The following is a 22,497-nucleotide window of genomic DNA, read 5'->3' as shown; positions in this document are numbered from 1 at the left end:
GGAGTCTATCTATAGAATCTAAATCTAATTTATGAAAAAAAAAGTTGCATTTTATACGATAGGTTGTAAACTAAATTACGCAGAAACTTCTACGATTGCAAGAAAATTTTCTGATTTGAATTATGAACATGTTTCTTTCAATGGGTTTGCAGATATTTATGTGATCAATAGTTGTTCTGTCACAAAAAATGCGGAGACTGAATTTAAGTGTATTGTCCGTTATGCTATGAGGAAAAACGAAAAAGCTTTTGTTATTGCAATAGGATGTTATGCTCAACTTTATCCTAAAGAAGTCTCTGAAATAATCGGAGTTGATCTCGTGTTAGGTTATGAAGAAAAATTTCATATCATAGATTATTTGAATCAAATCAATTTTTCAAAAAAAAATTCTCCTGCAAAGATTCTGTTTTCAAAGGAAACATGTTCTTATTCTTATTTTTCATCATATTCTATTGGATATCGAACTCGTTCTTTTTTAAAAATCCAGGATGGATGTGATTACAAGTGTAGTTATTGTGTCATTCCTATAGCAAGAGGTCCTTCTCGTTCTGAGAGTATAGAAACTATATTAAAAAATATCAAATATCTTTTAAAAAAAGGAGTTAAAGAAATTGTATTAACAGGAATTAACATTGGAGACTATGGAAAAAAAATATTTCATAAAAATGAACGTCGGACATATACCTTTTTTGATTTGATACAGGAAATCAATCAAATAAAAGAAATAGAAATGGGAAGAATTCGGTTATCTTCAATAGAACCTAATTTGTTAAAAAATGAATGTATTGAATTTTTGTCAAAAAGTAAACATTTTGTTCCTCATTTTCATATTCCTTTCCAATCTGGAAGTAATTATATTTTGGGAAAAATGCAGAGACGTTATAGAAAAGAGCTTTATCAAGAAAAAGTAAAAACAATACGTCATTTAATACCAAATGCTTATATAGGTTCAGATGTTATTGTGGGATTTCCTGGAGAAACACATAGATATTTTTTAGAAACTTATCATTTCATGAAAAAACTAGATATTTCATCTTTTCACATATTTACCTATTCTCATAGACCGAATACAAAATCGTATTATAATACCCAGCAAGGGGATCACGTCTCTAAAAAAATACAGAAAAAACGAAACAAAATACTAAGAATTCTTTCAAAAAGAAAATATCGTTTTTTTTGTGAAAAACAAATTCATACAAAAAAAACGGTATTGTTTGAAAAAAACTCTAATAATGAATATTTGTATGGATATACAGAAAATTATATTAGAACAAAAATTTCTTTTATTCCAACATTTATAAATACATTACAAGATGTCATTTTAAAAGAAATAGATGAAAAAGATGGGATTATGATTGCTCAATCTATTCATGAAATGAATTCTACCTGAAAAATTTCTTGAAAAGATTTTTTGACTAAAAGCTTCACTTCTGAAAAAGAAATGTGATGATTATTTTTTAATTCTTTTTTTAAAGAAGTCACTTCTTTATTCTTAATTCCACAAGGAATGATATAATTAAAATACCGTAAATCTGTATTTATATTCAAAGCAAATCCATGCATTGTTACCCAACGACTGATTCTAATTCCTATCGCACATATTTTTCTTGATTTTCCGTTTTTTTCTTCTAACCAAACTCCCGTTTTTCCTTCTTCTCTTATCCCTTTTATTCCATAATTTTTTAGTAAAAAATGAAGAATTACTTCTTCTAAAAAACGTAAATATTTATGAATATCTGTGAAAAAATAATCCATATTTAAAATAGGATATCCGACTAACTGTCCGGGACCATGGTAAGTAATATCTCCTCCCCTATCTGTTTGATAAAATGTGGCATTTATTTTTTTTAAAAAATCTGATGAGACTAATAAATGTTTATCTTTTTTTCCATTTTTACCTATAGTATATACATGTGGATGTTCCACAAATAACAAATATCCGACATGAATTTGTGGAGACTTTTTAGAAAATTTTATTTTTTTTTGTATGAGATCATCAAATAAAAATTTTTGATAATCCCAAGTTTCTTTATATCCTTTTTTTCCTAAATCTTCGAATAGGATTTTCTTTTTCATATTTCTTTTTTTCTTTTTTTTTTGAAAAATTTAATTATATAAAAAAACAAATGTACCTTAGTTAGGTTAGTAGTTTCTAGTTATAGTTAGGGGCCTTTGCAAGGAAAAAAATTAAGTATTTCTATGCTTCATTTATCAGAACAACTATCAGAACAACAAATTATACGTAGAAAAAAATTAGATCAACTAAAATTGTTAGGGATCAACCCTTATCCATCAGAAGAATATTACATTACAACTACTATTGTTAATATACAAAAAAAATTTACAGAAAAAAAAACTATCAGTATTGCGGGACGTTTAATTCGTTTACGTATTTTAGGAAAAGCTTCTTTTGGAGAGATTCAAGACCATACAGGTCGTATTCAAATTTATTTGAATAAGAATCATTTCGATTCAGAAAAAATGGGGAAAGAGGATTCTTACAATATTTTTTTAAAAAAACTTATAGATATAGGAGATATTATTGGAGTAAAAGGTTTTTTATTTAAAACAAAAATGGATGAAATAACAATCCATGTTCATAAATTAACTTTATTATCTAAATCTTTGCGTCCATTACCACAAGTTAAAGTCGATCAGAACAAAAAAATATATGATGCTTTTTCCAATACGGAACAACGTTATCGTATGCGTTATGTCGATCTTATTGTAAATGATCATGTAAAAGAAATTTTTTTAAAAAGAACTCGTATTATACGGGAAATGAGGAATTTTTTAGACAAGAAAGGATATATAGAAGTGGAAACTCCTACTTTACAATCCATTCCTGGAGGAGCTGTGGCTCGTCCTTTTGTAACCTATCATAATTCACTTGGAATTCCATTGTATTTACGTATTGCTAATGAACTTTATTTGAAAAGACTTATAATTGGTGGATTTCACGGAGTCTATGAATTTTCTAAAAATTTTAGGAATGAGGGGATGGATAGAATTCATAATCCAGAATTTACTGTGTTAGAGCTTTATGTTGCTTATAAAGATTATTACTGGATGATGAAATTTACAGAAGAACTGATAAAGTGTATTTACAATAAAGTAGTTCAAAAAAAAGATATTTTTATTATAGAAAACAAAAATATTGATTTTCAAAAATCATTTCCAAGAATTCCTATATTAGACGCTATTAAAACACATACGGGATTTGATCTTATAAAAATGGAAGAGAAGGACTTAAGAAAAGTTTGTAAACAGTTGAATATTCTAAATATAAAAGAGAATATAAAAATGAGTAAAGCAAAAATGATTGAAACTATTTTTGAAGAAAAATGTGAGAAACATTACATAGATCCTACTTTTATTATAGATTATCCTATAGAAATGAGTCCTTTAACTAAAAAACATCGTTATAAAGAAAATTTATCAGAACGTTTTGAACTTATTATTAATGGACAAGAAATTGCTAATGCCTATTCAGAACTGAATGATCCCATAGATCAACTGGATCGTTTTCGAGAACAAATCAAATTTTCAGAAAAAAAAAGTACAGATGAATCTATGTTTCTTGATAAAGATTTTATACGTGCTTTAGAATTTGGAATGCCTCCCACTGCAGGAATTGGAATTGGGATAGATAGATTGGTCATGTTACTCACCAAACAAAATTCGATTCAAGAAGTATTATTTTTTCCGCAAATGCGGACAGAAAAAGAAGGAAAAAAGTAAAGGAATCAATCTATTTTTTTTTTGTGTTTCTTCTTTACTCAACTCATATTTTATGAGTTGAGTTAGGAGTTAAGTTATTTATTTAGGAAGGAGTCCTAATACTCTTAATCCGTTTTCTGTAGCGATTTGAATCAAATGATCTATATCATAATAATGACAAGCTTCTAACATCACACGTAATTCTATCCAAAGATTTCCATCAGAAAAGGGTTTGTATATATCACAGATATTATCTGTTCCAAAAGCAACTATGATTCCTTCAGGAACCATTTCATCTACTGGAGTGATAGAATTATGACTTGGAGTCAAACGTTCACTTCTAGTGTGATCTATCCAAGCAATAGGACAAGAGATTACCATTAAATTCGCTTTTTTCATTAATTTGTATATTTCATAACGATATTTTCTAGTATGCGCTGCTAAAGAAATACTATGAATAGCCACTACTTTTCCTTGCATTCCATGTTCAATAGTTTTTTTTGCAAGTTTTTCAGTTTCTTTTTCTTTATCCGTATTAAATTGATCTACATGAACATGAACTAACTTTCCATTTTTTTTAGCTGTATTAAGTAAAATATCAAGATGTTCATCTTCTCTCCCAGAATCTTTAGCAGGTAATCCCCCAATGATATCCACAAATTCTATTGATTTATCAAACCAATATTTAGATTTTTTATTCAAAACTCCTTTAAGAACTTGATTTGCAAAAAGAATACGGATAGAATTCCCATAATTATTTTTCAACTTTTTTGCGGCTTTTAAGGCGCGGTCTTCAATAATTTCATCGACATCAATGAAAGTACACAAAGCTTGTGTTCCTTGTCTTAAAAAGTATTCCAAAGCTTTTTCCATACGAATATAAATGTCTTCTTCTGTTGCTAAACGTTTTATTTCATCAACCAAATACCATTTTTTCTCAAGAGAAGAATAAGAGTATTGAAAATTTTTTTTTGTTAAAGTATAAGCTCTATCTAAATGAGCATGAGCATTGACCCATCCTCCTTTTTGTTTTATTTTTTCTAGAAATATTTTTTTAGGGTTCATATTTATTTTTGTTTTTTTTTATTTTATTGATTAGAAATCCAAATCACTTTTTTAGTAATAAAAAATGGTTCATTAAAATAATGAGATAGAGGATATTCTACTGCATGAGGAAATTGTTTTAGTTCCTTATCAAGGTCTCCTCCTTTTAAAAATAAGGATCCATTTGGAATGATTGGATTCAATTTATATCGAAATTTATTTTTAATCCAATTCTGTATTTTGTATGTTTTTGCTACAGCTCTACTCACAACAAAATCAAATTTATTTTCTAATTTTTCTGCACGTATACAAATAGCATGTGCATTTTTTAAATGCAAATTTTTTATAATTTCCTCTACAATTTTTATTTTCTTATTAATAGAATCAACCAATATAAACTCTGTACAAGGAAAAACTATGGATAAAGGAATTCCTGGAAATCCACCTCCCGTTCCCAAATCCAGAACACGGGATCCATAAAAAAAAGGAAAAACTTTAGCAATTCCTAAACAAAAAAGGACATGTTTTTGATAAAAATCGTGAAATGTTTTTTTAGAAATCACATTTACAGAAGCATTCCAGTATGCATATAATTTTTTTAAAGATGATAATTGATCAATTTGTTTATTCAATAAATCTGGAAAATATTTTTGAATCAATTCCATACTGAGAAACAATTTTTATTATTGAAATGATGGATAAGAGATAAGAATCAAAATAATAAATAATATAAATCAAATTTATTTAGATTTGTAATCATTTCAAATTTTCTATCTATGAAAAATAGATTATTATCCCATAGATTAAAAAATCTATCTTATTCGCAAACTTTAGCTATGTCTGGAAAAGCTAGAGAATTAAAAAAAAAAGGATATGACATTATTAATTTAAGTTTGGGAGAACCTAATTTTTTTCCACCTGATTTTGTTTTAAAAGCAGCAAAAAAAGCGATTGATGAAGGGTTTCATTATTATACTCCAGTCTCTGGATATTTAGAACTGAGAGAAACAATATGCAAAAAGTTTTTACGTGATAATGGATTAAAATATTCTACGTCTCAAATTGTGGTTTCTACCGGTGGGAAACAATCTATTATGAATGTTCTTTTATCTTTACTTAATAAAGATGATGAAGTTCTTATTCCATCTCCCTATTGGGTGAGTTATTATCAAATGGTAAAATTGTGTGAAGCTTCTCCTGTAATTATTCCAACAACTATGAAAACAAATTTTAAAATTCATCCAAAACAGTTAGAAAAAGCTATTACACCTAAAACGAAATTATTTATTTTTAGTACCCCTTGCAATCCTACAGGAAGTATTTATTCCTATCAAGAATTAGGAAACTTAGTAGAAGTTTTTAAGAAACATTCCAAAATCATCATTCTTTCTGACGAAATTTATGAACACATTTGTTACTCAGTAAAACATACCAGTATTGGTGTTTTTCCTGATATTCAGAATCAAGTCATTACAATGAATGGGTTATCTAAAGCTTTTTCTATGACGGGATGGAGAATTGGATATATTGGAGCTCCAGAATGGATTTCTAAATCTTGTGATAAAATACAAGGACAAACAACATCTTGTGCTAATTCTATCGCGCAACGTGCAGCTATTTCTGCGTTACAAGCTTCACCCAATCAAATTGGATATATGATCAAGGAATTTAAAAAAAGAAGAAATTTAATTTTGGAAATGATGAAAGAAATCCCTGGATTCCAATTTAATAACCCTGATGGAGCTTTTTATGTTTTTCCAAATGTTTCAGATCTTTTTGGTAAAAAATTTAATGGAAAAATTATTCATAATTCTGATGAATTATCAACGTTTTTACTTGAAAAAGCTCAAGTAGCTACTGTTAGTGGAAGCGCTTTTGGCGATAATGAAAGTTTACGTATTTCTTATGCTTCTACAGAAGAAGAAATCATAAAAGCTTTGACAAGAATAAAACAAGTATTAAATTCCTAATCCTAAGGAGGGTGGACAACCGGATTCGAACCGGCGACCCTCAGAACCACAATCTGATGCTCTAAACCAACTGAGCTACGTCCACCATTTATTCTCTTATTTTAATTGTAAGTCAAATATAGACAATTTCATCATATTCATCAATTCATGATCGATATGAATTTATTTACAAAAACTTTCTATAATTTTTTTACAGTAAGATAACAGATCATTATCTATCAATTTCATGATGAATTTTTTTTCTTGAATAGGATATAAAAGATGAACGTTGGCTCCTGCATCTAGTGTAAAATAGATATTTTTTCTGCTTTGTTTTCTAAAATCCCATACTTTATAAAGAACGTTAAGTGTATTTGGCTTCATCCATAAAAAATAGGGATGAGAGGTCATAATCATGGCATGAAGGCTCAAAGCTTCATGTTCTATTAATTCTCCAAAATCTTGTAAATCTCCTACTTTTAATATAGAGATCAGTCTCTCCATATTTTTATGGGCGCATTTAAATCTCTCTTTGGCATAAGGATTATTATTCATTAATTGATGTCCTTTGGAACTAGATATTTCTTTAGGCTCTTCATCTATGACTAAAATAGTATCTACCATTTCGGTAAAAATAGGATGAACTTGATAGGGGTAGGGGATAGCATAAAGATTATTACTTCCTTTTATGGATTTATGAATCCCCCAAACTACAAGTCCAGGATAAATAGATCTACAAGCGCTACCGGATCCTAATCTAGCTAAAAAAGAAGCTTTTCTTAAAAAAAAATCTTCCTTCAAAGAAGAAACTAATTTTCTTTCTATTTCCATGATACATAAAGCTAAAGCACTCATAGAAGAAGCAGAAGAAGCGATTCCACTACTGTGTGGAAAAGTATTTTCTGTTTCTATCACGAAATGAAAATCTCGTAAATAAGAACAATAAAATGAAATTCTATGAAAAAATTCTAAAATTTTTGGAATAAAACGATTTTCTTCTTTTCCTGAAAAAAAAACTCTTACAGAAAAATTTCTTTTTTTTCTTTCTTTAAGATGGTAAATCAATCGTGTTACCGTGTAAACATCTTCTAGAGAATAACTAATAGACGAATTCAACGGAATTTGAATTTTATTCTTTTGTTTCCCCCAATATTTTATTAGAGCAATATTGGAAAAACTCTTTTTTGTAACTACTCCATTTGTATCTATAGAATATTTTTTTTTTCTATAAAAAAAATCCTTCAAATTCAAAACAAAAAGAATAAAAAATAATTCATTAATTCTCAATCTTTATTGAGATAATCTAACATTTTTTTATCGTCTAATTCTCCTTCTGAACGAGCTATAACACAACTAGCTAATCCATTTCCTATAACATTTACGGTCGTTCTAGCCATATCCATTAATTCATCTATTCCTATAATAGCTAAAATAGGCCAAGTAGGTAATCCAAAAGATGCTACAGTTGCTAAAAGAATGACTAAAGAGGCTCTAGGAACTCCAGCGACCCCTTTACTAGTTAAAATTAACGTTAACCCTATAAATATTTGTTGACTAAAACTTAAAGGAATTCCAGAAGCTTGTGCAACGAATACAGTCGCTAAAGATAGATAAAGAGTCGTTCCATCTAAATTAAAACTATACCCTGTAGGAATAACAAAAGCAATAATTTTTCTAGGAACGCCTAATTTTTCTAAATTTTCCATAAGTAGAGGTAAAGCAGATTCTGAACTTGTAGTCGCAAAGGCTAGTGATACAGGTTCAGTTAAAGCTTTCACAAAACCTTTTAAAGGAACTTTTATCCATAAAAGAATGGGGAATAAAACAAATATCAAAAAGATAAATAAAGCAATATAAAGTGTTAATAATAACTGAAAAAGATTATATAATATATCCAATCCCATATGTCCTACTGTATAAGCAATAGCGGATCCTACTCCTATAGGAGCAAAATACATAATGATCTTCGTAAATTTAAACATGATCTCTGAAAGACTCTCTGCAAAGAGTAATATAGGGGTACGTTTTTTTTCATCCAAGAAGACCATAGATATACCAAAAATAACGGAAAAAACGACAATAGGTAATACATCTCCATGATATATGGATTTTATAAAATTTTCTGGAAAAACATGAAGGACAGTCTCTTGCCAAGTTCTATTTTCAACTTTAGGGAGTTGTTGTTCCGTGATTCCTGATGGCATTACAATTCCTACTCCAGCTTGAGATAAATTAATTGCAATAAGACCAATGAACAATGCGAGGGTCGTAACTATTTCGAAATAAAGAAGGGATTTCCACCCCATACTCCCTAATTGTTTAATATTTGAATGACTCGCTATCCCAACAACTAAAGTGGAAAATAAGATTGGAGCTATAATTGTTTTAATCATTCTCAAAAATATTTGAGACAAAAATCTCAGTTCTATGGCTATTTTTGGAAAATCTAGTCCTACTTCTATTCCTATAATGATGGATAACAAAATCCAAGTTGTTAAATCCTTTTTCATAAAGGCATATAACATAAAAAGAGATATGACAAAATATCTTAATATGCAAAGAGTAAATTTTTCCAATCCCAAAAAGGATTTTAATAAATGTATCAACACACATGCTAAAACACTTAAAAATGCTATTAGTAAAATTTTTTCTTTTTTTACTTTCATTCCAATACTCATTTTGTAAAATTCAACATATCTCAATAAGAAAGTATGTCTTAGTAAATATATACAACATATTTTTACCTTTTCCCTTCCCCAAAAAATACAGTAACAGACCCGCAGGGACTCGAACCCCAACTAACAGAACCAAAATCTGCTGTGCTACCGTTACACAACGGGTCTATAAAATATGAAAAATGTAAATATATACCATTTTTTTTCAAAAACATTATAATTATCTCCTCCTTTTAGGTTTTAGTAAAGTAAGGATAGGGATAGGGAGAGTGAGGAGAGTGATCGTTATATAATAGATTTTCATATCTTCACACAAAAAATTTTTTTGATAAAAAAATCATATTCAATAATTTTGTTTTATAATAAAAAAATTAAGTCAAAAAATTATAAAAACTATGTCTGTAAAAATACGGTTAAAAAGAATTGGGAAAAAACATAGACCTGTTTATCATATAGTTGTAACAGATTCTCGTTCTCCAAGAGATGGAAAATTTATTGAGAAACTAGGAACTTACAATCCTCATACGGATCCTCCTTCAACAGTCTTAAAAATAAAAAATGCTATATCATGGTTAATGAAAGGAGCACAACCTACAGAAACTGTAAAATCTATTTTATCTAAAAATGGCGTATTCCTAAAAATACATTTATTAGAAGGAGTAAAAAAAGGAGGATTAACTAATGAAGAAGCACATGAAAAATTTCATATGTGGTACAAAAAAAAATATAAAATTCAATAATTATTCCATGTGACATGGAAATCCTATAATTTTTGAAAGTTCTAGTTCTATAGGTTTATTCATAGAAAAAGATCCTATTTGTTCTCTTCTTAAAGAAAGTAAATATGCTCCACTTTTTAAGACTTTCCCAAAGTCTTTAGCTATAGATCTAACATAAGTTCCTTTCCCACATTCTATGAAAAATTTGATATAGGGAATTCTAATTTTTAGGAGATGAAACTGATAAATTTTTACACGTCTAGGTTTCATATGATTTACTTCTTTTCCTTTTCTAGCATATTCATAGTATCGTTTTCCTTTCCTTTTTAAAGCAGAAAAAGAGGGAGGAAATTGATCTATTTCCCCTAAAAATTTTTTAGAAACTTGTTGAATCAATTCAGGAGTAATGTGAGATAAAGAAGAAAAATTACATTCTTCTGTTTCTGAATCAAATGATGGAGTTTCGCATCCAAGTTTTAGAATTCCTGTATAAATCTTATTGTAATTTTGAATGTGATTTACTTGTTTCGTATATCTTCCTGTCAAAACAATTAAAAGTCCTGTCGTAAGAGGATCTAAAGTTCCTGCATGTCCTATTTTGAATGAATTTTTCCTCATGGGAGTAGTAGGAGAAAGAAAACTCCTAATCTTTTTCCTAATTTTTTTAATTACTTCAAAAGAAGTATACCCCCATGGTTTATCTATTAATAAAAGCCTTCCATTGATAAATTCTGAAAGATTTTGAATCAAAACTTTCCAAAAAATAATGGACTATTCATAAAATAATGAATAACTATAAAAACAATTCCCAAAATGATTCTGTAATATCCGAATAATTTAAAATTATTTTTTTTTATATATGTCATAAAGCACTTGATAGCTATCATTCCTGTAATAAAAGATACTATATTTCCAATAACTAATAATCCTATTTCTTGCAATAAGAATGGAGGACATGGATTTGTATTTGTGAAAAATAATCTGTTGAAGGAATGGAAATCAAGAAAACGAAAATAAAAGTCATGTAACTTTTTACATGTAGCAATTCCAATAACAGGAACGGATAAAAAAAAAGAAAATTCAATAGACTTTTTTCTATGAACATTTTGTAACATACAAGAAACTATCGTCGTTGCACTTCTAGAGACTCCTGGAATAAGCGCCATACATTGACACAATCCAATAATGAAAGCTTTCAAATAAGTGATGTTGTTATTATTATTACTACTTTTAGTAAAGTTTTTTTCATAATAATTTTCTACTTTTAGAATTATTAGTCCTCCTATAAAAAGGGAGATGGACACCATAAGTGTATTTTCTAAAAATAAATTTATTTTATCATTCAATAAAAAACCGAAAAATCCTATAGGAAGACTTGCTATAAAAATTTTTAGATAAAAATCCCATTTTTGAAAAAAAAACTGTTTTCTATATAAAAAGAATACCGATAAAACAGCTCCTAACTGAACAGATATTAGAAATAATTTAGTTATTTTTTTTTCCAGTATTCCCATCAGAGAAGCTGCAAGTATCATGTGTCCTGTAGAAGAAATAGGAAAAAACTCTGTCAGCCCTTCAATAATCCCTAATAGGATTGATTGGGTATAATTCATTAATTTATTTTTTTGTGTAAAAAAAACAAAAAAAGGAAATAGAAATGTTTCTTACACATCAATTTTTGCATGTATCGCATTGTTTTCTATAAAAATTCTACGTGGAGGGACTTCATCTCCCATAAGAATGGAGAATATTTTATCTGCTTCAGAATGATTTTCTATATGAACTTTTCGTAGAGTTCTTTTTTTAGGGTTCATGGTTGTTTCCCAAAGTTGTTCTGCATTCATTTCTCCTAATCCTTTATAACGTTGAACATTGACATGTTTTCTTCCTCCTAATCTGTTGAAAATAGTTTCTCTTTCTTGATCACTCCAAGCGTATTGAGAATGATTCCCTTTTTTGATTAAATAAAGTGGGGGTGTTGCAATATAAATATGCCCTTTTTCTATTAAAGGTTTCATATAACGAAAGAATAATGTCAAAATCAAAGTAGAAATATGACTTCCATCTATATCCGCGTCTGTCATAATGATAATTTTATTGTATCTAAGTTTTTTTACATTTAAAATTTTTTGATTTTCTTCTGTTCCAATAGAAACTCCTAAAGAAGTAAATATGTTTCTTATTTCCTCATTTTCGAATATTTTATATTGCATTGCTTTTTCTACATTTAGTATTTTTCCTCGCAAAGGTAAAATAGCTTGAAAATTTCTATCTCTCCCTTGTTTAGCTGTTCCACCTGCAGAATCTCCTTCTACTAAATAAATTTCACAAGTTTCTGGATTGTTTAAAGAACAATCTGCTAACTTTCCAGGTAAAATACTATTATGAATAGTATTTTTTTTTTGTATTAATTCACGTGCTTTCTTAGCAGCTTGACGTGCTTTAGCTGACAATATCACCTTGTCAATAATTTTTTTTCTATCAACAGGATGTTCTTCTAAATAAGTAGCAAACATTCCCCCTACAATTTTCTCTACAATTCCTCCCACTTCGTGATTGCTTAATTTTGTTTTGGTTTGTCCCTCAAATTGAGGATCCATAACTCTAATAGATATAATCGCTGTGATTCCTTCTCTGAAATCATCTCCCGTCAATTCCACTTTTTCCTTATTGGAAAGAATTCCACCATATCCTTCTACATATTTTTTTAATGTTCTGGTTAAGGCTCTCCTAAACCCAGAAAGATGTGTCCCTCCTTCACAAGTGTTGATATTATTTACATAAGAATAAATTCTTTCTTTAAAAGAAGTATTATATTGCATAGCTACTTCCACAAAAGTATTTTCTTTTTTTCCTTCAATAAAAATAATATTTTTTGTTAATGATTCTTGATTTTTATCTAGAATAGGTAGATATTCTTTTAACCCATTTTTAGAAAAAAAATATTCTTTTTTTGAATGATTTTTTTCTATATTATTTCTTTCGTCTGTTAAAAATAAGTGAAGTCCTTTATTTAAAAAAGATAATTCTTTCAAACGTGTTGACAATATATCATAATGATATATAATAGAACTAAAGATAGAACTATCAGCTAGATAATGAATTTTTGTTCCTTGCATATTAGTTTCTCCTAAATTTCTTACGTTATAAAGAGGTTTTCCTTTGAAATATTCTTGTTGATAAATTTTTCCATTTCTATAAATTGTGGCTATAAGTTTTTTTGATAAAGCATTAACACAGGATATTCCGACTCCATGTAACCCTCCAGAAACTTTATAGGAATTTTTATCAAATTTTCCACCTGCACCAATTTTCGTCATAACTACTTCAAGAGCAGATTTTCCTTCTTTTTTATGAATGTCTATTGGGATTCCACGACCATTGTCTAATATTGTTACAAATCCATTTTTGTGAATAGTTACCCATATTTTATTACAAAAGCCTGCTAATGCTTCATCAACAGAATTATCTATGACTTCAAAGACTAAATGATGCAGACCTCTAATTCCTACATCTCCAATATACATAGAAGGTCTAAGTCTTATATGCTCAATTCCTTCTAGAGATTGGATACTATCTGCCGTATACGTTGTATCCGTATTATATGTTTTAGAAGAAGAATCTGTATTTTTATTATTATGTTTGTTCATAATCCATGAATTTTATTAGAATAAATTTTCCCTATTTCCATAAAAATTTATAGTTTTACCCTACCAATCATCTATTGTAGGCATGATGCATCATCATGCAATCAAAGATAGAGAAAATATAAAAAATGTTATTACGTGAAAATTTGGGAAAAAAATAATCTTCTTAATAAAGAAATAGAAGATTTCACTTCAGAAAAGGATTCTAAATTAGATATACTTCTGGCTCCACATGATGTTATCGGAACCATAGCTCATGTGATGATGTTAGAAAATATTGGATTGTTAAATAAAAAAGATTTAGAAATTTTAATCAAAGAGTTACGAAATATTTACACAAACGAAATATTAACAAATAATTTAAAAATAGATGAAGGAATAGAAGATATTCATTCTCAAATAGAATTATTATTAACAGATCGTTTGGGAGAAGTAGGGAAAAAAATTCATAGTGGTAGATCTAGAAATGATCAAATTTTGGTAGATTTGAAACTCTTTGTTAGAGAAAAAATCAAAGAAATTGTATTTATTGTTTCTTCTTTTTTTGACTTATTATTAGAATTAAGTGAACAATATAAAAACGTATTAGTTCCTGGTTATACTCATTATCAAATAGCTATGCCTTCTTCTTTTGGTCTTTGGTTTGCTGCTTATGCAGAAAGCTTGGTAGATGATATGTTGTTAATTAGAACAGCTTATCGTATCACCAACAAAAATCCTTTAGGATCCGCAGCTGGGTACGGATCTTCTTTTCCTTTAAATAGAAAAATGACCACTGAGTTATTAGGATTTGAAAATTTAAATTATAATGTCGTATATGCTCAAATGGGACGTGGAAAAATGGAAAGAATAGTTACAGAATCACTTTCTTCTCTTGCGATAACTTTGAGTAAAATGTCTCAAGATATTTGTTTATATTTAAGTCAGAATTTCAATTTCATTAGTTTTCCTGATCATCTTACTACCGGATCTAGTATCATGCCTCATAAGAAAAATCCAGATGTTTTTGAGATCATCAGAGCGAAATGTAATAGGATCTCTTCATTGCCAAATGAAATTTCTTTGATTTCTTCCAATTTGTGTTCAGGATATCATAGAGATTTTCAAATTGTTAAGGAAAGATTTCTTCCTATATTTGATGAATTAAAAAAATGTTTTTCTATATTTAGATATATGTTAAACAATATCATAGTGAGAAATGATATCCTTAAAGAGGATAAGTATAAATATTTATTCAGTGTAGAAGTTGTTAATAAATTAGTCAAAGAAGGTTTTTCATTTAGAGAAGCTTATCATAAAGTTGGGATGGATATCAAAAATGGATGTTTTGAGCCATTTACGAATGGGATATTTTCTCATTCTCATGAAGGAAGTATAGGAAATTTGTGTAATCAAAAGATTAGAAAAATGATGCAAGATGTGATAAAAGAATTTGATTTCGAAAAAATCAATAAAGTGGTTCAAAGATTAATTTATGGGAAAATCCATTAGATCAAAATTTTATTTTCTTTTTATTCTTATCCTGCAAAGATTTCTTATTCTGCCAATCTTTTATTTTTTTATGATGTCCAGATAAAAGAATTTTTGGAACCTCCCAACCTTTATAGATTCTTGGACGAGTATAAAGAGGAGGAGGTGGAATGTTTTTTTGAAACGAATCCGTAAGAATAGAATCTGGATTATTGATGACTCCAGGTAACAATCTAACTATTGCTTCTACTATTACAGCTGCCGCAAGTTCTCCTCCAGATAAAACATAATGTCCAATAGATATTTCTTTGGAAATTAAGTGATCTCTAATTCTCTGATCAATCCCTTTGTAACGTCCACAAAGAATAAGAATATTTTTTTTTTGAGTGAATTCTTGAGCATCTTTTTGTGAGAAAACTTTTCCCTCAGGAGTCATGAAAATTTTTTCATCATAATTTCTTTCTGATAAAAGATTGTAAAAACACTGATATACAGGCTCTATCCTAAGAACCATTCCATCTCCTCCCCCATAAGGATAATCGTCCACTTGCTTACGTTTTCCGATTCCATACTGTTTTAAATCATGAACATAAACTTCAATGACCCCTTTAGTTATGGCTTTTTTTAAAATAGAATTGGAGAATGGGCCCTTTAGAATTTCAGGAATAACGCTAACAATATCGAAACGCATTATTTTTTTTCAATTTTTAGCAAGATACACTTTGACTAAGAATCTATGAATGAAACTAATGAAAAATTTTTACCTTTGTTTACATAATTAATTTCTTTTAAAAATCATAAAACGTTAAGAATATCTATTATGAGTTATAGTTATATCGTCTCTATAGTAGGTCGTCCAAATGTAGGAAAATCGACACTATTTAATCGTCTTGTAGGAAGAAAAAAAGCAATTGTTCATGTCCAAAGTGGTGTCACAAGAGATCGTATTTATGGAAATTCTGAATGGAATGGAATTCCATTTTCTATAGTAGATACAGGAGGATATACTTCTGAAAAAAAGAAGAACAATGTCATTGAAAAAGAAATTAGAAACCAAATTTTCATATCTGTAAAAGAATCGGATGTTATTTTATTTTTAGTAGATATCCAAATGGGAATTTTAGATACGGATAAAGAAATTTCTCAATTATTAAGAAAATTAAAAAAAACTATTTTATTAGTAGTGAATAAAGTAGATAATGGAAAATACATGTATTACGATACAGATTTTTTTATGTTAGGATTTAGTAATTATTACTGTATATCCGCTATCAATGGCAGTGGGACGGGAGAATTATTAGATAAATTAATAGAAATATTGAAAGGAAGAAAAAAAAAAATAAGAATCAAGGAAAACGAGGATATTCCCCGTTTTTCTGTCATTGGTCGTCCAAATGTAGGAAAATCGACACTAATTAACTCTTTCTTAGAAAAAAACCATCATATTGTAACAAATATTTCTGGAACCACTAGAGATAGTTTAGATGTCTTCTACAAAAAATGTGGATATAAATGTATTTTAGTTGATACTCCTGGGGTTAGAAAAAAATCAAAAATTAGTGAAAGTCTTGAATTTTATTCTACTATGAGAACAATAAAAACGATTGAATATACAGATATTTGTCTCTTGATGGGAGATACTGTTCGTGGATGGGAAGCACAGGATACGAATATTTTCCGACTAGTTGAAAAAAATTACAAAGGAATCATAATTCTTATGAATAAATGGGATTTAAGTAGAAATTTTTCTCTACAAAAAAATTACGAAATTTTTATTAGAAAAAAAATTGCTCCATTTGAGAATGTTCCTATTCTTTTTATATCTGCGAAAAATAAAGTAGGAATTAACAAGATTATTCCTACAGCTTATCAAGTTTTGAAAAGACGTAAAAACAGATTAAAAACAAATCTATTAAATAGAGTTATGTTACCCATTATGCAAAAAAACCCTCCTCTTTCTGGAAAAAAAAAGTTGATAACAATAAAATATTGCACTCAGCTTCCCACATATAATACACCAAAATTTATTTTTTTTTCTAATTTTCCTCAATATATAAAAGAATCTTATAAAAGATTTATTGAAAAAAATATTCGTTATCACTTCGATTTCAGAGGAGTCCCTATTAAAATTTTTTTTAGAAAAAAATAAAATAATTTTATGAAAAATATTTTTTTTCTTTAGAATTTAAAAGGTGATAACACATTTAAGAGGAAAGTTAATAGAAAAAAATCAATCTTATTTAATAATAGATTGTCATGGAATAGGATATTATATTCATATCTCTTCGTATACCTATTCTTCATTCTTAAATGAAAGAGAAGGAAAAAAAATACACATATATACTTATCTTTTTATAAAAGAAAATCAACATGTTTTGTATGGATTTTTTGATAAAAAAGAGAGAAAAATATTTTCATATTTGATCTCTGTCAATGGGATTGGTCCAAATTCTGCTATAATTTTATTGTCTTCCTTAACTCCATATGAAATAGAAAAATCTATTTCTATAGAAGATATAGAAACATTCAATAGAGTAAAAGGAATCGGAATAAAAACGGCAAAAAGAATTATAATTGAACTAAAGGATAAAATTACTAAAGTCATTCTTCCTCCTAAGAAAAAAACAGAAAATAATAACGTTAAGAAAGAAAACTTATTTCCTGATAGAATCAAAAAAGAAGCTTTAAGTGCTTTGAACGTCCTTGGTTTTTCTACTAAAGAATCTAAGAAAGTTTTGGATGAAATTTTAGAGCAACATCCAGAATTTTCTACAGTAGAAAATCTCATAAAAGAATCTTTAAAAAAATTGTAAAATCACATAAAAAATTATAAAAAAAAACAACCTATAAAAATGAGATACTTTTGTTTTTTTCGTGAAATTGATTATTAATTAATACAATATTAACCTCTTTATGAAACTTTTTTATCCATCAATTATAGTCATCCTTTTTGTATTATCTATTTTTGATCTTATTGTGGGTTTGATTAATGATGCCGTTAATTTTTTAAATTCCGCTATTGGATCTCAGGTTGCTTCTCGTAAAACAATCATGATTTTTTCTAGTTTAGGCATTTTATTGGGTGCTTTTTTATCAAGTGGAATGATGGAAGTCGCAAGAAAAGGAGTTTTTGATCCTTCTTATTTTTATTTTTCTGATCTTCTTTTTATTTTTTTATCTGTAATGATCTCCGATATTATTTTATTGGATATTTTTAACACATTAGGATTACCTACTTCTACTACAGTCTCTATGGTCTTTTGTTTATTAGGTGGAGCATTCAGTATCTCCATAATCAAAATGTATTACAACAATGTCCCTCTTCATTATTTAAGTCAATACATTAAATCAGAAAAAACATTGACAATCAGTATAGGAATTTTTTTATCTATTATAATTTCTTTTGTCTCTGGTGCTTTTATTCATTATTTTGTACGATTTTTATTAAGTTTTGAATATAAAAATAGATTAAAGTATGTAATCATATGGTCAGCTATTTCATTGAGTAGTATGACCTATTTTCTTATTGTCAAAGGACTGCATAGTACTTTACAAGGATTAGATAATTTTACGGGGGGATTCTACTTAATTATAGGACATTTTATCAAATGGATTCACAATCATTTTTTTGTTTTTTTATTTGTATTATTTTCTACATGTATTATTGTAGCAAATCTCTTTGTTTCTATAGGATATAATATTTTAAAATTTGTCGTCTTATATGGGACATTTTCATTAGCAATGGCATTTTCTGGGAATGATTTAGTCAACTTTATAGGAATTCCTATAGCGAGTATACAATCTTATAATATATGGAAAGAAGCAGGAAGTCCACCTGCAGAAGAATTTAATATGAAAAGTTTATCTGGAAATGTAAAGGTTCCATCTTTAGTTTTGATATTTTCAGGGGTTATTATGATATTAACACTTTGGTTTTCCAATAAAACCAAAACAATTACCAGTACGGAAATTAATTTAAGTAGACAAAATGAAGGAACAGAAAAGTTTTTATCAAATTCTTTTTCTAGAGGAATTGTTCGGTTCTTTTTATATTTTGGAAATAAATTTTTTAAATTCTTTCCAAAAAGATTTCTGGTTAAAATAGAAAAAAATTTTAAGCAAAAAAAACAACAAGATGACAATGTTGCTTTTGACTTGGTTCGGGCTTCTGCTAATTTGACCATATCTAGTATATTGATCTCTATAGCAACTGTTCAGAAACTTCCTCTATCTACAACTTTTGTCACTTTTATGGTTTCTATGGGAACTTCTCTTTCAGATAGAGCTTGGGATAGAGAAAGTGCTGTTTATAGAGTGTCAGGGGTTTTAAAAGTTATAAGAGGTTGGTTTTTAACAGGGTTAATAGCTTTTATAATGGCAGGAATAACTGCATATTTTCTGTATTATTTAAAAATATGGGCCCTTATATTTTTTCTTATTTCAATTTTTTTTGTTTTTTATAAGAGTTATAAAAATTCTAAAATAGATCAAAAAATAGAAGATAAAAAAGGTATTCTTGGAATAGAGGACTTCACTTTAGTAAAAAGTTTAAAAAAAACTTCTTATTTTTTAGAACCTATACTTGAATCTATAGAAAATCTTTACAAAAAGAGTATAGAAGGAATTACTCAAGAAAATTTTAAAAATCTTAGAGAGAGTAGAAAAATACTTTTAAAAGTAAAAGAAAATTTTTCTAAAATCCATAATTCTTTAATTAGAGTTCTTAGAAAGACAAGAAACAGTGAACCAATTGCTGGGATTCTTTATATTCATATATGCAATAAAACGAAAGAAATCATTGAATCTGCAGAGATTATTACTAATAGAACCTTATTTCATGTGATGAATAGTCATAAACCTTTAAAATATAAACAAAAGAAAAATTTAGTGATACTTGAGCATCTTATGATTGAACATTTCAACATTATAAAAAAAATAACAATAGATGATAATAGAAATAGAACATATAATAATAGAAAAGAAGGGAATGATCCTACTACAAAAATTAAAATTTTAAGAAAAATAGAGGAACAAATCAATCAACAGGTAATGGGAATTATTCATAAAAAATATGGAACAAAAAATACTCTATTAATGTTGGATGTGCTTTTACAATCAAAAAAAATTACAGAAAATATAGAAGATATCATTTCCTTGTATAAGACCTATTATGGATCCTCTAATTTCAACAAAAAAAAAACGTTTTTTTTAGACTCTCTTTTTTCATACATAATCATATTTTTATATCATCTGATTTCTTCCTAGTCCTCCTCTGATTCTTCTTAGATTCATTTATTTTTTTCCTATCCATTTTATCATTTTTTGATCCAATTTGAAAATAAGAAGTATAATTCTTCCAATTTTCTAAAAAAAAAGAGTGGACCTTTCTTATAGATAGAGAAAAAATATTGAAATTCTTTTTCAAAAGAGTTTTTAAGAAAATTATCAGGAACTAAATCTATTTTTTTATTTGTTTCTTTAATAAAAAAAAGACATATTGATAGATAAAAAAAATATTTAATCATGCCTAGGATCCCACCCATCCATTTATCAATGGGATTCATCCATGTAATGGATAAAAAAAATTCTATGATTTTTTTTATTAAAAAAGCTATAATCGTTATCATAAAAAATGAAATGACTAGAGAATATCCTGTCAAAATAGGTTCTTTATTTCTTATATTGACTGTCTTTATTAAGACATTGGAAGAAAAATTAAATAAATCTACTCCTTTGTAAATCAGAATAAAAAATATCATAGCTAAAAATAGCTGAGAAAGAAACCCTTTTCTAAATCCTTGATATCCACCATATAAAATTGTAATTATAATCATAATATCTGAAACAGTCATAAATAATAACTATTTTATTTTTAGTTTTTAGTAAAATGAAAAAAGAATTTATACAAAAATTTCATTTCAATTGGAATAAAGTTATTTTATACATACGAAATCATTTTTGCATAGAGGGAAAAATTGATCTCATTGGAATTATTTATTTGATAGGAATTCAAGAACTAGGCAAAGGTCAAAATATATTTTTCAGTAGAGAAGATAAAATCAATATTTTGCATATTGCAATATGTAGAATTTTAGAACCTTTTGGTTATTATGTTTTTATTGGAAGAGATAGAGAAGGATGGCCTCATTATTTATTGATAAAAAATATTCCATTCTTCAATCAAGAAGAACAATCTTTTTTTATTAAAGAAGCTATCATTCGTTATATGAAGGACGAAAAAATTATTGACGAAATTATAATGTAATAAAAATTTTATGGATCAAAAAGAGATGGATCAAATAAGAGAGGAGATCAAGTGTTTTCAAGCTAAAACATCTAATGATTTAGAATTTTTTAGAATTAAATTTCTTGGTAAAAAAAAGGGAATTTTAACTTTTTTATTTAAAAAATTAAAAGAAATTCCACATGAAAATAGAAAAAATATTGGAAAAATTATCAATGAATTAAAAAAAAATGTTCAAGATAAAATACTTCATTTTCAAAAAATAAACCTCATAGAAAATAAAAAAACCTTAAAATTCGATCCTACAATTCCAGGAAAATCTCTAGAAATAGGGTCTTTACATCCCATATCTATTGTAAAAAATAGGATTCTAGACATCTTTAAAATGATTGGTTTTTCTTATGTTGAGGGACCTGAAATAGAAAATGACTGGCACAATTTCACAGCTTTAAATATTCCTGTAGATCATCCATCTAGAGAGATGCAGGACACATTTTTTTTATGTAAAAATCCAGAAATTTTGTTAAGAACACATACTTCCTCTGTGCAAATACGATATATGAAAAAACATAAGCCTCCTTTTCGTGTTTTATCTATAGGGAAAGTGTATAGAAATGAAACAATTTCATCTCATTCAAATTTTATGTTTCATCAAGCAGAAGGATTTTATATAGATAAAAAAGTATCTTTTTTAGACCTAAAAAAAATCATTCAATATTTGATAAATTCTCTTTTTGGAAAATCAGTCAAAATACGATTTCGTCCTTCGTATTTTCCATTTACAGAACCTAGTGCTGAAGTGGATATCTATCGTGATGATAAGACAGGATGGTTAGAAGTAATGGGTTGTGGAATGATAGATCCACAAGTTTTGAAAAACGTTCACATTAACTCAGAAATTTATTCTGGATTTGCTTTTGGAATGGGCATAGAGAGACTCGCTCTACTAATTTATCAAATAGATGATATTCGAATTTGTTTCGAAAACGATATTCGTTTTTTAAAACAATTTCAAAATGATTTTTAAAT

General features: G+C 27.7%; 20 protein-coding genes and 2 tRNA genes. 10 read left to right on the top strand and 12 right to left on the bottom strand.

What is annotated here, in order from left to right; all coding sequences use genetic code 11:
* Window positions 1–31: 31 nt before the first annotated feature.
* Entirely contained in the window at window positions 32–1,390 is a 1,359-nt protein-coding gene (mtaB, locus tag H0H77_RS01415; protein WP_185851814.1) for a tRNA (N(6)-L-threonylcarbamoyladenosine(37)-C(2))-methylthiotransferase MtaB, read from the top strand.
* Here mtaB and lipB read toward each other — a convergent pair.
* On the bottom strand, window positions 1,369–2,076 hold the full coding sequence (gene lipB, locus H0H77_RS01410; RefSeq protein WP_185851813.1) for a lipoyl(octanoyl) transferase LipB: 708 nt from the start codon (window positions 2,074–2,076) through the stop codon (window positions 1,369–1,371). The genes mtaB and lipB overlap by 22 nt on opposite strands.
* A gap of 123 nt (window positions 2,077–2,199) precedes the next feature.
* Here lipB and lysS point away from each other — a divergent pair, with 123 nt between their 5' ends.
* Window positions 2,200–3,741, top strand: coding sequence for a lysine--tRNA ligase (gene lysS, locus H0H77_RS01405; protein ID WP_185851812.1), 1,542 nt, complete (start codon window positions 2,200–2,202; stop codon window positions 3,739–3,741).
* Window positions 3,742–3,819: 78 nt separating this feature from the next.
* Here lysS and H0H77_RS01400 read toward each other — a convergent pair whose 3' ends face one another.
* Both H0H77_RS01400 and rsmG read right to left on the bottom strand, forming a co-directional pair.
* On the bottom strand, window positions 3,820–4,785 hold the full coding sequence (locus H0H77_RS01400) for an amidohydrolase family protein (protein WP_185851811.1): 966 nt from the start codon (window positions 4,783–4,785) through the stop codon (window positions 3,820–3,822).
* A 23-nt stretch (window positions 4,786–4,808) separates the two neighbouring features.
* Window positions 4,809–5,429, bottom strand: a complete 621-nt coding sequence (gene rsmG / locus H0H77_RS01395) for a 16S rRNA (guanine(527)-N(7))-methyltransferase RsmG (RefSeq protein WP_185851810.1) — start codon at window positions 5,427–5,429, stop codon at window positions 4,809–4,811.
* 111 nt (window positions 5,430–5,540) lie between these two features.
* Here rsmG and H0H77_RS01390 point away from each other — a divergent pair, with 111 nt between their 5' ends.
* Window positions 5,541–6,734: a pyridoxal phosphate-dependent aminotransferase gene (locus H0H77_RS01390; protein ID WP_185851809.1), complete on the top strand. Its 1,194-nt coding sequence runs from the start codon at window positions 5,541–5,543 to the stop codon at window positions 6,732–6,734.
* A gap of 10 nt (window positions 6,735–6,744) precedes the next feature.
* On the opposite strand, the gene H0H77_RS01385 is transcribed toward H0H77_RS01390, so the two are convergent.
* The 4 genes from H0H77_RS01385 to H0H77_RS01370 form a co-directional block, all read right to left on the bottom strand.
* A tRNA-His gene (locus H0H77_RS01385) sits at window positions 6,745–6,819 on the bottom strand.
* A 77-nt stretch (window positions 6,820–6,896) separates the two neighbouring features.
* Complete coding sequence (locus H0H77_RS01380; RefSeq protein WP_238783813.1) at window positions 6,897–8,000, bottom strand: diphosphomevalonate/mevalonate 3,5-bisphosphate decarboxylase family protein; 1,104 nt, start codon at window positions 7,998–8,000, stop codon at window positions 6,897–6,899.
* A complete protein-coding gene (locus H0H77_RS01375) occupies window positions 7,997–9,391 on the bottom strand; it encodes a dicarboxylate/amino acid:cation symporter (protein WP_185851854.1) in 1,395 nt (464 codons plus the stop codon). Before H0H77_RS01375 ends, H0H77_RS01380 begins: the two co-directional genes overlap by 4 nt.
* Before the next feature lie 94 nt (window positions 9,392–9,485).
* Window positions 9,486–9,556 (bottom strand) — tRNA-Gln (locus tag H0H77_RS01370).
* Between the two features lie 227 nt (window positions 9,557–9,783).
* Between H0H77_RS01370 and rpsP the strand changes: the two genes are divergently transcribed.
* Entirely contained in the window at window positions 9,784–10,128 is a 345-nt protein-coding gene (rpsP, locus tag H0H77_RS01365; RefSeq protein ID WP_185851808.1) for a 30S ribosomal protein S16, read from the top strand.
* Here rpsP and truB read toward each other — a convergent pair whose 3' ends face one another.
* Genes truB through gyrB form a run of 3 tightly spaced genes read right to left on the bottom strand, consistent with a single transcriptional unit; the run spans window position 10,129 to window position 13,757 of the window.
* Window positions 10,129–10,857: a tRNA pseudouridine(55) synthase TruB gene (truB, locus tag H0H77_RS01360; protein ID WP_238783812.1), complete on the bottom strand. Its 729-nt coding sequence runs from the start codon at window positions 10,855–10,857 to the stop codon at window positions 10,129–10,131.
* Window positions 10,854–11,720, bottom strand: coding sequence for an undecaprenyl-diphosphate phosphatase (locus H0H77_RS01355; protein ID WP_185851807.1), 867 nt, complete (start codon window positions 11,718–11,720; stop codon window positions 10,854–10,856). The genes truB and H0H77_RS01355 overlap by 4 nt, the downstream gene beginning before the upstream one ends.
* 51 nt (window positions 11,721–11,771) lie before the next feature.
* Window positions 11,772–13,757 carry a DNA topoisomerase (ATP-hydrolyzing) subunit B gene (gene gyrB, locus H0H77_RS01350; protein WP_185851806.1) on the bottom strand — a complete coding sequence of 662 codons (1,986 nt, stop codon included), beginning with the start codon at window positions 13,755–13,757 and terminating at the stop codon, window positions 11,772–11,774.
* A 135-nt stretch (window positions 13,758–13,892) separates the two neighbouring features.
* Here gyrB and argH point away from each other — a divergent pair, with 135 nt between their 5' ends.
* Window positions 13,893–15,245, top strand: a complete 1,353-nt coding sequence (gene argH, locus H0H77_RS01345; RefSeq protein WP_185851805.1) for an argininosuccinate lyase — start codon at window positions 13,893–13,895, stop codon at window positions 15,243–15,245.
* A 1-nt stretch (window position 15,246) separates the two neighbouring features.
* Here the strand turns inward: argH and trmD are convergent, their stop codons facing one another.
* Window positions 15,247–15,915: a tRNA (guanosine(37)-N1)-methyltransferase TrmD gene (trmD, locus tag H0H77_RS01340; protein WP_185851804.1), complete on the bottom strand. Its 669-nt coding sequence runs from the start codon at window positions 15,913–15,915 to the stop codon at window positions 15,247–15,249.
* A gap of 129 nt (window positions 15,916–16,044) precedes the next feature.
* On the opposite strand from trmD, the gene der reads away from it, so the two are divergent.
* The 3 genes from der (at window position 16,045) to H0H77_RS01325 (ending at window position 20,489) form a co-directional block, all read left to right on the top strand.
* Window positions 16,045–17,373, top strand: coding sequence for a ribosome biogenesis GTPase Der (gene der, locus H0H77_RS01335; RefSeq protein ID WP_185851803.1), 1,329 nt, complete (start codon window positions 16,045–16,047; stop codon window positions 17,371–17,373).
* Between the two features lie 43 nt (window positions 17,374–17,416).
* Window positions 17,417–18,037 carry a Holliday junction branch migration protein RuvA gene (ruvA, locus tag H0H77_RS01330; RefSeq protein ID WP_185851802.1) on the top strand — a complete coding sequence of 207 codons (621 nt, stop codon included), beginning with the start codon at window positions 17,417–17,419 and terminating at the stop codon, window positions 18,035–18,037.
* A gap of 100 nt (window positions 18,038–18,137) precedes the next feature.
* Window positions 18,138–20,489, top strand: coding sequence for an inorganic phosphate transporter (locus H0H77_RS01325; RefSeq protein WP_185851801.1), 2,352 nt, complete (start codon window positions 18,138–18,140; stop codon window positions 20,487–20,489).
* 50 nt (window positions 20,490–20,539) lie between these two features.
* Here the strand turns inward: H0H77_RS01325 and H0H77_RS01320 are convergent, their stop codons facing one another.
* A complete protein-coding gene (locus H0H77_RS01320) occupies window positions 20,540–21,076 on the bottom strand; it encodes a CvpA family protein (RefSeq protein WP_185851800.1) in 537 nt (178 codons plus the stop codon).
* Between the two features lie 35 nt (window positions 21,077–21,111).
* On the opposite strand from H0H77_RS01320, the gene H0H77_RS01315 reads away from it, so the two are divergent.
* Window positions 21,112–21,489, top strand: coding sequence for a hypothetical protein (locus H0H77_RS01315; RefSeq protein WP_185851799.1), 378 nt, complete (start codon window positions 21,112–21,114; stop codon window positions 21,487–21,489).
* 10 nt (window positions 21,490–21,499) lie between these two features.
* Window positions 21,500–22,495 carry a phenylalanine--tRNA ligase subunit alpha gene (gene pheS / locus H0H77_RS01310; protein WP_185851798.1) on the top strand — a complete coding sequence of 332 codons (996 nt, stop codon included), beginning with the start codon at window positions 21,500–21,502 and terminating at the stop codon, window positions 22,493–22,495.
* Window positions 22,496–22,497: the final 2 nt, after the last annotated feature.

This window comes from Blattabacterium cuenoti (assembly GCF_014251255.1).
In the GTDB taxonomy this organism is placed as follows: Bacteria; Bacteroidota; Bacteroidia; order Flavobacteriales; family Blattabacteriaceae; genus Blattabacterium; species Blattabacterium cuenoti_W.
The sequence above is the reverse complement of the archived record's forward strand: the minus strand, read 5'-3'. Positions and strand labels throughout refer to the sequence as shown.

Excerpts from the sequence above, each read along its gene's own strand:
- mtaB (WP_185851814.1), top strand. The coding sequence starts at position 32 with ATGAAAAAAAAAGTTGCATTTTATACGATAGGTTGTAAACTAAATTAC.
- lipB (WP_185851813.1), bottom strand. The coding sequence starts at position 2,076 with ATGAAAAAGAAAATCCTATTCGAAGATTTAGGAAAAAAAGGATATAAA.
- lysS (WP_185851812.1), top strand. The coding sequence starts at position 2,200 with ATGCTTCATTTATCAGAACAACTATCAGAACAACAAATTATACGTAGA.
- H0H77_RS01400 (WP_185851811.1), bottom strand. The coding sequence starts at position 4,785 with ATGAACCCTAAAAAAATATTTCTAGAAAAAATAAAACAAAAAGGAGGA.
- rsmG (WP_185851810.1), bottom strand. The coding sequence starts at position 5,429 with ATGGAATTGATTCAAAAATATTTTCCAGATTTATTGAATAAACAAATT.
- H0H77_RS01390 (WP_185851809.1), top strand. The coding sequence starts at position 5,541 with ATGAAAAATAGATTATTATCCCATAGATTAAAAAATCTATCTTATTCG.
- H0H77_RS01375 (WP_185851854.1), bottom strand. The coding sequence starts at position 9,391 with ATGAGTATTGGAATGAAAGTAAAAAAAGAAAAAATTTTACTAATAGCA.
- rpsP (WP_185851808.1), top strand. The coding sequence starts at position 9,784 with ATGTCTGTAAAAATACGGTTAAAAAGAATTGGGAAAAAACATAGACCT.
- H0H77_RS01355 (WP_185851807.1), bottom strand. The coding sequence starts at position 11,720 with ATGAATTATACCCAATCAATCCTATTAGGGATTATTGAAGGGCTGACA.
- gyrB (WP_185851806.1), bottom strand. The coding sequence starts at position 13,757 with ATGAACAAACATAATAATAAAAATACAGATTCTTCTTCTAAAACATAT.
- trmD (WP_185851804.1), bottom strand. The coding sequence starts at position 15,915 with ATGCGTTTCGATATTGTTAGCGTTATTCCTGAAATTCTAAAGGGCCCA.
- der (WP_185851803.1), top strand. The coding sequence starts at position 16,045 with ATGAGTTATAGTTATATCGTCTCTATAGTAGGTCGTCCAAATGTAGGA.
- H0H77_RS01325 (WP_185851801.1), top strand. The coding sequence starts at position 18,138 with ATGAAACTTTTTTATCCATCAATTATAGTCATCCTTTTTGTATTATCT.
- H0H77_RS01320 (WP_185851800.1), bottom strand. The coding sequence starts at position 21,076 with ATGACTGTTTCAGATATTATGATTATAATTACAATTTTATATGGTGGA.
- H0H77_RS01315 (WP_185851799.1), top strand. The coding sequence starts at position 21,112 with ATGAAAAAAGAATTTATACAAAAATTTCATTTCAATTGGAATAAAGTT.
- pheS (WP_185851798.1), top strand. The coding sequence starts at position 21,500 with ATGGATCAAAAAGAGATGGATCAAATAAGAGAGGAGATCAAGTGTTTT.